The sequence below is a fragment of the Candidatus Aminicenantes bacterium genome (assembly GCA_011049425.1).
Classification (GTDB): Bacteria; Acidobacteriota; Aminicenantia; order UBA2199; family UBA2199; genus UBA876.
In genome coordinates, this window is the sequence record DSBM01000017.1 from 1 (window position 1) to 12,370 (window position 12,370).

Genomic DNA, 12,370 nt, shown 5'->3' on the forward strand with positions numbered 1-12,370 from the left:
CCGGGAAGACACAATGATGATTACACCACCGTGGTTCGCTACGCGAAAAAGGACCTGTTGAAAAGCGGCTGGCTCGTAGGTGAGGATATCATGGCCGGGAAACCGGCGATGATCGCGGTTCGTTACGGACAGGGCGAAATAGTTCTGATCGGTTTTCGTGTCCAGCACCGCGCCCAGACCCACGGCACCTTCAAACTCCTGTTCAACACGCTGTACAAATGAAAGACAGTCTAAAGCCGTCTCCGGGACAGCGGTGAGGCTCCCGGCTCACAAATTCCGCGGCCGTGACCGGTTGCAGTTGGTCCACAAAATCCCAGCTCGGCAGGGCGAGCAGGCCAATGGCGCCATTGGAGCAATTCATCTTCCCGGCTGGACGGACGGTGGCCGTAACCCGGCATGCTGACCCCAATTTTTTTCATAATAGTAGAATTTCCGGTTTCCCGCTGTCCACCGAACTGGGTGGCTGACCCAGCCCATGTCCAACGGACTTCCCGGGTGGCAGGTTGCAAGGCTGGGTTCAAGTTGTCCGGTTGACTTTTCGTTCACCGGGGTCTACCCTCAGTTCTTCCACGGTTATTTTTTGATTTGAAGAGGAACACGATGAAACCGGCGCGGCTGTTTTTGTTGGGAATGCTTCTGGTCTGCCTGACGCTTGCCTGGAGCCAGGACCCGGCGGACCAGGAAAAGCGCTTAAAAACCGCGGCGGGCCGGGAGAAACTGTCGTTGCTGATTGAATTGTGTCGCGGCAATCTACGCACCAATCCGAACAAAGTGGTGGAATACGGCGGCCGAGCCGAAGCGTTGTTGAAAAAATTCCCCGACGACAAGACGGAATTGGGACTACTTGACCTCATCTGCCAGGCCCACCTCTACCTGGGAGACTATGATCAGGCCTTGAACTATGCCGAAAAGAGCCTGCAGCTGACCCAGAGAATAAACGACCGGCCGCGGAGCGGTATCGCCATGAATATCATGGCCATTATCCACATGCAGACGGGCGACTTCGTCAATGCTCGAGAATACGCGCTTCAGGCTGTCGAAATATTTCGCACAATCCCAAGCGAAAAAGGAAAAAAAGTTTTGGCTTCGGCGCTGAACAACATCGGCATCAGTTACGACATGCAGGGCAATTACGAAAAAGCTCTGGAATACTACTTGCAATCCCTGAAGATCAAGGAGGCATTGGGCGACCGGAAAGCCATTGCCAGTTCCCTCAACAACGTGGGGATTATTCTCGGCACCCTGGGCAGGAACGATGAAGCCCTGAAATACTACAATCAGGTCCTGGCAATTAAGGAAGAATTAAAGGACCGGACCGGCATGGCCTCTCAATACGTCAATATCGGCAATATTCACAAGGATGACAACGATTTGCCCCGAGCCATGGAGTTTTACCGTAACGCACTGGACATTTACCGGGAAACCGAAAATCAATCGGGGATCGCATCGGTCCTGTTCAACATCGGCAGCGTGGAGACCCTGTTGAAGAATCTACGTTCGGCTCGGGGGTATTTCCGCAACTCCCTGGAGCTGCGCCGGCAGATGGGGGAAAAGGAGGGCACGGCCCGGACTCTCATCGAACTCGGCGGTATTGAACTGCTACTGGGGCGCCCCGATCAGGCCCGGCGAACGCTGGAAGAGGGCCTATCCCTGGCTGGAGAGATCGGTGCCCTGGCCCAGGTCAGGGACGGCAACCTGGCGCTTTCCCAGGTCTGGGAGTTCAGGCGGGATTATGTCCGGGCACTGCGCTATTACAAGGAATACAAAAACACTGCCGACCAGATCATCAACAGTCAAAGCAACAAGAAGATTGCCGAGCTGCAAACCCGTTACGAAAGCGAAAAAAAGGAGCAGGAGATCCTTCTCCTGAAAAAAAACAGCGAGATCCAGGCACTGCGACTGAAAAGCCGGGAACTGCAGCGCAATCTGATGGTCGGTGCCCTTGTCATCCTGATCTCGGGAGTTCTGTTCCTGGTTTACCGCTATCGCTACATCTTCACCTTCTGGAAAAAAAAGAATTACATCGGCCACTACCGCATCATTGAACAGATGGGCAGCGGCGGGATGGGTACGATCTACCGGGCCGTTGACGTAGTCGACCCCTCCCATCGGACCATCGCCGTCAAGGTGCTGCGGGAAGAGTATTTCAAGGATGACGTGCAGAAGAAACGCTTCAAACAGGAAGCCTCGCTCATCGACCAGGTGGTTCACCCCAACATCGTGCACGTGATTGAACGCGGCGAAAGCGACACCGGACTCTACATCGCCATGGAGGTGTTGGAAGGGCCGACCCTGGGGGAATTCTTGACGCATAACCCGGAAATGCAGCTGAGTCAGGCCGTGGGCATCATGGTTCAGATCGCCGACGCCCTGGAAAGCATTCACGCCATGAACATCGTCCACCGTGATCTCAAACCCGACAATATCAAGCTGGTGAAGCGGGACGGCAATCCGCACTTTGTCAAGCTGCTGGACTTCGGCCTGGCCATGACCCAGCACATGAGCCGCCTCACCGAGACGGGCATGGTGGTGGGGACCATCTTCTACTTATCGCCTGAACAGATCGCGGGGGAAGACATCACTCCGGCCAGCGACATCCACAGTCTGGGGGTGATCTTCTACGAAATGCTGGTCGGTGCCAAGCCTTTCACCGGGGAGACAACCCTGGAGGTGATGCGGCAGATCAGCACCATCGAACCCGTCGATATCTGCACATTCCGTTCCGACCTGGACACGACCCTCTCCATCCTGATCATGCTCATGCTGAACAAGGACCCCAGGCTGCGCCCAACGGCGGCCATGACCTTCGACGCGCTGAAAAGCATTACCCGCAATGACGCCAGCCGGCAGCCCCCTATCGCTCCCTGAGAGTCTGAACCTCGAAGACAGGCTTTTCTGGTCAAACGGTCAAAGGGAAATGATCGCGATGCTGAATGCCTGGCTCCAGGGTCCCGGAACCTGTGGCGTTGCAGACGCTGGGATCGGGGCTGAGGAGCTCTGCGGTAAAAACTCGCTGCCGGGACGTGAAGGCTTCGCGTGCAAGGCATGTGCGCGGCTGAGTCTACGGCATGCAGTCGCGGCGGATGAAATTCAGGCGTCGGGTGCGGTCGCTCTTGGGAAAAGGGTGATGCCGGCTGCCGGTGTGTACGCAATGCATCAGCCAGGCCATGTTGTTGCCGAGGTTGTCCATGGCCTGCAAGCCTTCGATGTCATACTCCGCTTCACCAGGCGCCCCTCCGTAGCCGATGTTCCAGTAGGTGGATGTAGCAATGGGCATCTCCAATACAGAGAAAAGATGGTGCATGGAATCGAGCGCGTGCTGGGCCCCGGCCCGGCGGACCGCCGTGACCGCGGCGCCCACTTTGCCGGCCAAAGGGTTGTCGTTGGCCAAGCTGACATATCCCGTGCGATCAATCAGTGCCTTCATTTCGGTCGTAACATCTGAAAAGTAGGTGGGGGAGCCCAGGAGTACGCCGTCGGCGTCCAGCATCTTGCCGATGCAGTCGTTGATGGGGTCGGTGCGAATGACGCAGTTCCTGTCGCGGGTTTCGAAACAGCGGCGGCAGCCCTGGCAGCCGTGAACCGGTTTGGCGCCGATGTGGATGATCTCGGTGTCTATGCTCTGGGCTTGAAGATGTTCACAGACCCTCTTGAGAAGCAGATGAGTATTGCCTTCTTTGCGGGGGCTGGCGTTGATGGCGACAACCTGCATTTCATGCCCTCCAGAATGATTGAATTTCTCTTATTTTACGGCACAAGGGGAGAAAGTCAATGGCTTTCAGTTTGCGGGAGAAAAGGGAAGGGGATGCATTGAAAACTTGATTCTTCGGCCCTTCTGACCCATGCAAAAGGGCTCTTTCCCCAGAATAATACTTATGGTATGGTTCTCTTTTAGGTTACTAAATCACTCAATTCCTGCGGAGGATCATACGATGAAGATGGCGCTGTTGATTGTGGTTCTGGTGGCGTTCTCAATGGTGTTCATTGCCTGTGGCAATGAAAAGAAAACAGAGGCATCCACACCGATTCCTGCCGACCAGACGGCTGTCAAGCCGGAAACGGTTGGAGAAGGTATCTTGCTGGCAAAAGAGATCCTGGGTGTTTTTGACGAAATTGTGGCCAGGGTTAATGAATTGAGCAAAAAGAAACCGGAAGCCGAGGTGCTGAAATCCAGACTGGAAAATCTGTTCGTGGAATACAAAGCGAAGATGGAAGGGTATAACGTGAAGGACCTCGCACTGAAAGCGGATGTACGGCAATGGAGAGCGTGCAATCGTTATCTGGGGGAAAACCGGGGCGGGCATGTTTTTCAAAAGGATACCGTTCTGACGGAAGTCTTGAAACATTACAATTTGCAGGTCGGAGACAGGGAAATTGTAAACGTGATCGGCAAGACTCCGGTAAAGCTGCTCGACATTGCCGTTCAACAGATGGAGGAGAAATAGAAGGGATTCCACCGGTCACCGAAAAGCAATCAAAACGGAAGCGTGAGCCAAAGCGATAGAGCAAGGTTTTTTTTGTATGATTCTCTTACGTTTTGCGTGGCTAAGCACACATTGGTGATTGGCGAGAGGGTATTCTCCTGTAGTTTTCCCCTTTTTTCAAATTAAAGTAATTTCCAAACCCATTCGGAACGGAAGAGAGCCAATATTCCAGACATATCGAATCACCAGAATTGCATTATGCAAGGCCTGCCCCCAACCGTAAACGTCGATTGGCACCCCGTAATGCGCATTGCTTGCTGGAATTGCGTTCAACATCGCCCACGCACCATGGGAGGTGCCCGGTTGTCAGGTGCCGTGCTCAATGGGATAATGAGGGCTGCTATTTGCAAATTGGAGCAGAGACATGGGCCATGAATCGTTGACGTTTTACCAGGTGGATGCGTTCGCGGACAAGGTGTTCGCGGGCAACCCCGCGGCGGTGGTTCCCATGGTTACATGGCTTCCAGACAGCATCATGCAAGCCATCGCCATGGAAAACAACCTGTCCGAAACCGCCTTCTTCGTGCCCCGTGAAGGTGGTTTCCACTTGCGCTGGTTCACCCCGGTCAACGAGGTCGACCTGTGCGGCCATGCCACGTTGGCGTCCGCCCACGTGGTGGTCCGTCATCTGGGCTGGAAAAAGCCGGAGATCCGCTTCACCTCGGCCGGCGGCGAGTTGATTGTGGCTGTGCGCGGTGACCTGCTGGGAATGAACTTTCCCTCCCGGCCCGGTAAAGTGGTCCAGGCGCCCGGGGCGCTTGTGGACGGCCTGGGGATGCGCCCGCTGGAGACCCGCAAATCCCGCGATTTCATGGCCGTCTTGGAAACAGAGGCGCAGGTACTGGCCTGCCGGCCCGATGCGGCGAAATTGAGCGAGTTGGATGTCACCGGGATCATGATCACGGCGCCCGGAGCCGCCCCGGAAGTCGACTTCGTTTCCCGCTTTTTCGCGCCCCGCGAAGGTATTCCCGAGGATCCCGTGACCGGTTCGGCCCATTGCACCCTGATTCCCTACTGGGCCGAACGCCTGGGCAAAGACCGCCTGACGGCACGCCAGGTGTCGCGCCGGGGTGGAACGCTGTACTGCGAGTTGCGCGATGATCGCGTGGCCATCGCCGGCCGGGCGGTCACCTACGCTCATGGAACCATTCTGATTCACGCAGAGGCGGAACCTGTGTAAGATTTTGCCGCCGCGGGCGCCGACCACCAAAGTCAGGGTGTCGGGGCGCTTGTTTCCGATTACAAGGGAACGTAAAGTATCTATGACATTGAGGCTGTTGAGATTTAGAATCCCTTTTCAGGTAAAATCGGTTTAACTCACTTCGTCACCATGAAACAAAATATTATCGTTACCTGTACCTTTGGACTTGAATCCGTTCTGAAAAGAGAACTGGCATCCCTCGGCTATCATGATCGGCACGTCCAGGATGGAAGAATCACGTTTGGAGCGGATGAAGCGGGTATTGCAAGAGCCAATATCTTTCTACGTTCCGCGGACCGGGTTTATTTAAAGCTCTCCGAGTTCGATGCATATGATTTTGACCAGCTTTTTGAAGGCGTGCGCGAAATAAACTGGCAGGATATGATTCCCGCTAACGGCATCATGCATGTGAACGGCAGGTCCAGGAAATCAAAACTGTCTTCCGTTCCCGCGTGTCAGTCCATTACAAAGAAAGCGATCATTGAGAAAATGAGGTTGTCTTACGGCATAGACCGTTTTCCGGAGGACGGCACCCGGTTCCCGATTGAAATCATCCTGGAGAAGAACAAAGCCCAAGTTACCCTGGATACGTCGGGAGCCGCCCTTTTCAAACGTGGATACCGGCTCCATACGGGCGAGGCTCCCGTAAAGGAAACGCTTGCGGCCGGATTGGTGCTGCTGTCCGGGTGGAAGCCTGGCACACCCATGATCGATCCTTTTTGCGGAGCCGGGACCCTGTTGATAGAAGCGGCCATGATCGGCCGCAATGTTGCACCGGGAATCAACCGGAATTTCCTCGCCATGGAATGGGAATTCCTGGATCAGGATATCTGGGGAAAGGCAAAAACGGAAGCGCTCAGCCGAATAAATCACCGCAAGCTGGAACTGTTCGGATACGATATCGATGCCCAAGTAATTGACTCCGCCGGATTGAATGCAAAGAACGCGGATATGGACAGGGAGATTGATTTTGCGTGCAGAGATATATCGAAATTTCATTTTTCCGGTGAAAACGCTTGTGTCATCACCAATTTGCCGTATGGAGAAAGGATCGGTGACAAGGGTACCCTGGATGAACTCTATCGAACGTTCAGAAACGTCCTGTCACCCTATGATAAACTCGACAAGCACATTTTTACGGCCCATGACCATTTTCAGGAGATATTCGGCAGAGCGGACAAAAAGAGAAAGCTGTACAACGGCAATATCAAGTGCCATTTATACAGTTATTTCAATCAGGGAAGGGCAGACAAGGGTCCACGCCCTGACCCCGGACGTCCGTCCCGGAAGAGACGAGGCGGGCAAAGCGGGGAAAAACCTTAGCGGTCTTTCCTCCGGCTTCTGGAACGGATCACTCCGTCGATGGTGCGGACCGCGTCGGGACCCAGGCGGCAGCAGCCGCCGATCATGTCCGCTCCCAGGTCCAGCCATTCTTCCACCATCCGCTCCAGGTTGTCGAGGTCGGCCGTATCCGACCAGGTCCCGCCGGCGGCATTGTATACCTCTCCCGAGTTGGGATAGACAACCACTCGCTTTTCGGGAGTGGCTTCCCTGATGCGGCGGATCAGTTCGGAAATGTACCGGGGAGCTGTGCAGTTGATTCCCAGGGCGAACACCCGCGAGTGGCGGGCGAAAAGTCGCAGCGATTCCTCCAGGGCCGTTCCGTCGCGCAGGTGTGCCCCGTCCCTGCAGGTAAAAGATACCCAGCCACTTTTTTTTGTGTTTTGTAGCAGCCTCGCCAGGACTTTTGCTTCGGTAAAATCCGGCAGGGTCTCCACGGCCAAAAAGTCCGCCGATGACTTGTCCAGCAGTTGCAGTCGCGGCAAATGGAAATCGATCAGCTCCCCTTCAGATATTCCGTAGTTCCCCGTGTACTCCGAGCCGTCGGCCAGGAAGGCGCCGTATGGCCCGATGCCGGCGGCCACGCGGGGAAAGAAATCCGACTGCAAATCGGCGCTGAATTCCGCGATAGCTTCCCGGGCCAGATCCACTGTGCTGAAAAGAAGTTGCCGCGCCGCCCGGGCGTCATGCCCCAGCGCCCGGAAACCCTGCAGGGTAGCTTGATAACCGGCGGTGACCAGAACGCGGGCGCCGGCCCGCAGGTAGGTCAGGTGCGCCTTGCGGATCTCTTCGGGATGGCTGGAGAGCAAGGCGGCGGTCCAGAGCGGGTCGTCCAGGTTGTTGCCCTGGTTTTCCAACTGGTTGGACAAGCCCCCATCAATGACCAGGGGATACTCGTCTGGAATCCCCCGTTCCCTCTTATCCGCGGACCCGGTCGTCATGCCGTCAGTGTAGCAATTTCCCCCAGTGAAAACAAAACTAAAAACCAGTGTGATGCCAATCATACCGGTTGAGCTTGCATTTTCACTGCGGGCATGGCAACGTTAAACAGAGTAAACGCACGTCAATGGAGGAAGGAATGAAAAAATGGATCGTGATGGTTGCGGCGGCATCGCTGTTGGCTGTCGGCGCATGTGACAGGAATAACCCGGATGGGAACGATGCGGAACCGGCCGCAAACACAGGGGATACATTGACAATGGAAAGTCAGGAATACCTGGATGCACAATTGGCCAAGCTGGCCCCGGTTGAGATCGCTTGTCCCGAGGAAGGGTTGAGCGACGGCGACAAAAAAGCGCTGCGCAAACTGGTAGCCGCCGCCGCGGTTATGGACGAGATTTTTCTCAAACAGGTGTACGCGCGCAACCTGGAGATCCGCGCCGCATTGGAGCAGTCCACGGCACCCGGCGCGGAGGCGGCCCGGCGCATGTTCGCCATCCACTTCGGCCCTTTTGATCGCATCAACCACAACCATCCCTTTATCGGCGACCGGCCCAAGCCGGCGGGGGCCAATTACTATCCCGGAGATATGACCAAGGCGGAATTCCTGGAACATATCACGACCCATCCGAAAGACGAAGCGGCATTTACCTCCAACTTCACACTGATCCGCCGCCGGGAAGGCAAGTTGGTGGCTGTACCCTACAGCGAGGCGTACGCCGCGGAGTTGACGAAAGCGGCCGTATTGATGAATGAGGCGGCGGAACTGACCGAAAACCCATCCCTGAAAAAGTTCCTGCTTTCCCGGGCTGCGGCGTTCCGTTCCAATAACTACCGCCAGAGCGACATGGACTGGATGGACCTTGCCGACCACGACCTGGAAGTGGTGATCGGGCCCTATGAAGTGTATGAAGATGACCTGTTCGGCTACAAGGCGGCATTTGAAAGCTTCATCACCCGGGTGGACCGCGGCGAAAGCGTTAAATTGGCGCGAATCTCAAAATACACGGACGAATTGGAAAAACACCTGCCCATTGACGATCAATTCAAGAACTTCAACCGCGGCAAGAGTTCGCCCATTATCGTGGCCGATGAGATTTTTACCGGCGGCGATACCAAGGCGGGGGTGCAGACCATCGCCTTCAACCTGCCCAATGACGAATACGTACGGGAGAAAAAGGGCAGCAAGAAAGTGATGCTCAAAAACATCGCCCGGGCCAAGTTTGACAAAATCTGGATTCCCATCGCCCGGGAAGTGCTGGCCCCGGAAGACCTGGATAATGTCAGCTTCGACGCTTATTTCAACCACGTGCTGATGCACGAGATTTCCCACGGCCTGGGACCGGGTACCATCGAAACGGCCGGCCGCGCCACCACGGTCAGCCGCGAGCTCAAGGAACTCTATGCCACTATCGAGGAGACCAAGGCGGATATCCTGGGTCTATGGAACCTGCTCTACATGGTGGACAAGGGCGAATTTCCCGCGGAACTGCGGGGAAAAATCTTTTCCACTTACCTGGGAGGGATTTTCCGCTCCGTGCGCTTCGGCATCGGCGAGGCCCATGGCGGCGCCAATGCCATCCAATTGAATTACATCCTGGAAAAGGGCGGTTTCGCTTTTAACGAAGAAGAGATCCGCTTCCGGGTAGTAGAGGAGAAGATGCTTGACGCGGTCCGGCAATTGAGCCACGAGGTGTTGATGATCCAGGCCCGCGGCGATTACGCCGCGGCCGCGGCTTTCATTGAAAAATACCGCAAGGTGGACCCCCGGTTGCAGCAGGCATTGGACAAGGTGACCCAGGTCCCCGTTGACATCCGGCCCCGCTACGCCGCGGAAAAATACCTGTAATCCGGGAACTGAATGCTTGCCGTATTGAATGAAATTGGGTCGCCCTCCGGGGAGGAAGAATGCGCCGATTAAAACCTGTTCTGCTTGCAGCGGTTTTGCCTTTGCTCATGTGGAATTGCCGTACACCTGAACCTGTCGAGATTGACCTGATGGAGTAACCAGCGGCGATTTACCTGCGGGACTGCAATTCCTGGGGCGGATGTTCAGTGAACCTACATTGATCCGGCTGGTTTACGCGTATGAACAGGCGACCCGGCACAGGGTGTTGCCCCGGGATTACTCGCGGCAAATGGATTAAAGACCGGGATGTTTCATTGTTTTTCTTTCCGGCAGGCACGCAGTCCCGGTTGAGCCGAATCCAAAATCATGTGGACTGGGATGTGGGTTCACAGGAAATTGTGCAGCCCGGCATTCCGGGCCGCCTGCATGGCGTCATTAAATTCCCTCCTGGTTATCCTGCGGTTGATCATTGGGTATTTCGCGGCCAGGTGGCAGGGATGGTACTGACTCATGATGTTGACAAAAGTGTCCCGGCCGAGCTTTTCAACTACAAAGCGCACAAAGCCGGGGGTGCCGGCCACTCCCCCGGGCAGCACCAGGTGGCGGATCAACAGGCCGGATACGGCGATTCCTTGTTCATCCATTTTCAGTTTCCCGACCTGGCGCTGCATTTCCAGTAACGCGCTACGGGCCCGTTGCGGGTAATCGATGGCGCCATTGGAGTACTTGGACGCGATTTCGCTGTTGTCGTACTTGTAATCGGGCATGTAGATGTCAATCACTCCAGCAAGCAAACGCAGGATTTCGACTTTTTCATAGCCGCCGGTATTGTAGACCAGGGGCAGGTTCAAGCCGCGGTCGGCGGCAAGGTCAAGCGCGCTGACGATGCTGGGCAAAAAATGCGTGGGGGTTACCAAATTGATGTTGTGGCAACCGGTTTTCTGCAGGCGGATCATGCGGTCCGCAAGTCCCTTCGCGCTGGTCAGGTAACCGGAGCCGGCGTGAGAAATTTCCCAGTTCTGGCAGTACACGCAGAGCAGGCCGCAGTGGCTGAAAAAGATGGTGCCTGAGCCGTGTCGGCCGACCAGGGGCCTCTCCTCGCCGAAGTGGGCGAAAGCGGATGATATCCGGGGGCGGGCCGGTGCGCCGCACACTCCGGTTTCACCGTTTTTGCGATCCGCTCCGCATTCGCGGGGACAGAGCCGGCAGGCGGAAATATGCGTTTCAAGGTCCGCGGCCCGTTTTTTCAATTCTCCAGAGCGGTGCAAGGCGAGATACCCGGGTTCGGTACTGGTACCCGGGACGGTTTTGATTGAGTTGAAAAAGAAGGGCACGGCGGCTCCACATTTCAGAAAATCCCGGCGATCCAGGGTCATACTATAATATTATAATAAAAGCATCACTTGACAAGTCAACCGGGGTCTTTGATGATGAATTTCATGCGAATGTTTCTGGAGTATGGGGACAGCGGGTGAGAAGAATCAATTCCAGGTTGTTGCTCCGTGCAGTGGGAAGCGCGGCGCTCGTTTGCCTGATTACCTGGCTGGCTGCAGTGCTGCTGCTTCCGGGCATCATTCGGGGAAAGATTATGGCGCAAGCGCGCCTTGCCGGTGTAGAGTTGTTTGGAGTTGCCGTTGAGTCGGTGGGTCTTCACGGGATGGTGGTTTGCGATGCTGTTATAAAATCCGGTAATGTTCGGGTGGATGTTCCCCTCCTCCGAGTCCAATACTCGCTACCCGGGCTACTGCGGGGAGAGATCAAGGCGGCGCACATCTTCGGGAGCCACGTGGAAATCCAATCACCTGAAAGACAGGTGCGGTTGACCGACCTCAACGGCGTTCTACGGATGGCCCAGCCCGACCCGGAATCCGGAAAAGAGTGGCTGTTTAGAGGACAAACACAGTTTGAGGGGAATTCGCTGGACCTGGAAGCCCGCGTGAATTCGCAAACCGGTCGGGGACAGGTGGTACTGCGATGCCGGGACCTGGCCGCGGCATCGTTTCTGAAATTTTTGCCCGGTTCGTACGCAGTACTGATGAATGGCGATCTGGCGATCGTCGCTGAAGTGGAAATCAATGACCGGCAACCCCAAAAGAGCCGTTTTGTCTTGGATTCAAAGCGCCTGCATATCCTGCACTCCGGTTTGGAAACGGTCTTGGCTCTAAAGGCCGAGGGGGAGGTGCATGGGGTATTTGAATCATATAACCTGCACGCCGAATTAAACGTTGGCCAATTCGAGCACGACCGCATCTCTGTTTCAGAAGCATTTGGTGTGCGTGTTGACATGGGTAGCGAAGCCGGTATGCGGGCTGAATTCAGTTCCCTTGCCATTCGTCATCCCCTGGAGTTAGTCGTTGACGATTTGAAAGCGCGATCCGCTGGCAGCCCGTTCAATTCAGCGGTTCTCTTTTCAGGGAATCTCGCGCTACAGAAGGGTTCGTTTCTGCGGCGGCAGCCGGATTGTCACTTTTCCGGGACTTTTGAGAATCAAGTGGACGGTTTGAGTTGGGCAATCAAGGCGGAAGCTTCCGGCCCGTTGCAGGCGGCCCTGGATGA

Annotated in this window: 9 protein-coding genes; 6 read left to right on the forward strand and 3 right to left on the reverse strand. The window is 55.6% G+C overall.

Translation table 11 applies throughout. From position 1 onward, the window contains the following. Positions 1-600: 600 nt before the first annotated feature. Positions 601-2,868, forward strand: a complete 2,268-nt coding sequence (locus ENN40_01250) for a tetratricopeptide repeat protein (protein HDP93969.1) — start codon at positions 601-603, stop codon at positions 2,866-2,868. 193 nt (positions 2,869-3,061) lie between these two features. Here the strand turns inward: ENN40_01250 and ENN40_01255 are convergent, their stop codons facing one another. Then, on the reverse strand, positions 3,062-3,712 hold the full coding sequence (locus ENN40_01255) for a flavodoxin family protein (GenBank protein HDP93970.1): 651 nt from the start codon (positions 3,710-3,712) through the stop codon (positions 3,062-3,064). Positions 3,713-3,932: 220 nt separating this feature from the next. Between ENN40_01255 and ENN40_01260 the strand changes: the two genes are divergently transcribed. The 3 genes from ENN40_01260 to ENN40_01270 all read left to right on the forward strand — a co-directional run bounded on the left by ENN40_01260 (position 3,933) and on the right by ENN40_01270 (position 7,008). Continuing rightward, positions 3,933-4,445, forward strand: coding sequence for a hypothetical protein (locus ENN40_01260; protein ID HDP93971.1), 513 nt, complete (start codon positions 3,933-3,935; stop codon positions 4,443-4,445). Positions 4,446-4,848: 403 nt separating this feature from the next. After that, positions 4,849-5,664, forward strand: coding sequence for a PhzF family phenazine biosynthesis protein (locus ENN40_01265; protein ID HDP93972.1), 816 nt, complete (start codon positions 4,849-4,851; stop codon positions 5,662-5,664). Between the two features lie 150 nt (positions 5,665-5,814). Further along, positions 5,815-7,008: a class I SAM-dependent RNA methyltransferase gene (locus tag ENN40_01270; protein HDP93973.1), complete on the forward strand. Its 1,194-nt coding sequence runs from the start codon at positions 5,815-5,817 to the stop codon at positions 7,006-7,008. Here the strand turns inward: ENN40_01270 and ENN40_01275 are convergent. Next, positions 7,005-7,967, reverse strand: a complete 963-nt coding sequence (locus ENN40_01275; GenBank protein ID HDP93974.1) for a homocysteine S-methyltransferase — start codon at positions 7,965-7,967, stop codon at positions 7,005-7,007. The genes ENN40_01270 and ENN40_01275 overlap by 4 nt on opposite strands. A 125-nt stretch (positions 7,968-8,092) precedes the next feature. Here ENN40_01275 and ENN40_01280 point away from each other — a divergent pair, with 125 nt between their 5' ends. After that, positions 8,093-9,814, forward strand: coding sequence for a peptidase (locus ENN40_01280; GenBank protein ID HDP93975.1), 1,722 nt, complete (start codon positions 8,093-8,095; stop codon positions 9,812-9,814). Between the two features lie 386 nt (positions 9,815-10,200). On the opposite strand, the gene ENN40_01285 is transcribed toward ENN40_01280, so the two are convergent. Continuing rightward, on the reverse strand, positions 10,201-11,127 hold the full coding sequence (locus ENN40_01285) for a radical SAM protein (protein ID HDP93976.1): 927 nt from the start codon (positions 11,125-11,127) through the stop codon (positions 10,201-10,203). Positions 11,128-11,285: 158 nt separating this feature from the next. Between ENN40_01285 and ENN40_01290 the strand changes: the two genes are divergently transcribed. Then, on the forward strand, positions 11,286-12,370 hold a 1,085-nt coding region (locus ENN40_01290; GenBank protein HDP93977.1), incomplete at its 3' end, for a hypothetical protein.

Excerpts from the sequence above, each read along its gene's own strand:
- ENN40_01250 (HDP93969.1), top strand. The coding sequence starts at position 601 with ATGAAACCGGCGCGGCTGTTTTTGTTGGGAATGCTTCTGGTCTGCCTG.
- ENN40_01255 (HDP93970.1), bottom strand. The coding sequence starts at position 3,712 with ATGCAGGTTGTCGCCATCAACGCCAGCCCCCGCAAAGAAGGCAATACT.
- ENN40_01260 (HDP93971.1), top strand. The coding sequence starts at position 3,933 with ATGAAGATGGCGCTGTTGATTGTGGTTCTGGTGGCGTTCTCAATGGTG.
- ENN40_01265 (HDP93972.1), top strand. The coding sequence starts at position 4,849 with ATGGGCCATGAATCGTTGACGTTTTACCAGGTGGATGCGTTCGCGGAC.
- ENN40_01270 (HDP93973.1), top strand. The coding sequence starts at position 5,815 with ATGAAACAAAATATTATCGTTACCTGTACCTTTGGACTTGAATCCGTT.
- ENN40_01275 (HDP93974.1), bottom strand. The coding sequence starts at position 7,967 with ATGACGACCGGGTCCGCGGATAAGAGGGAACGGGGGATTCCAGACGAG.
- ENN40_01280 (HDP93975.1), top strand. The coding sequence starts at position 8,093 with ATGGAGGAAGGAATGAAAAAATGGATCGTGATGGTTGCGGCGGCATCG.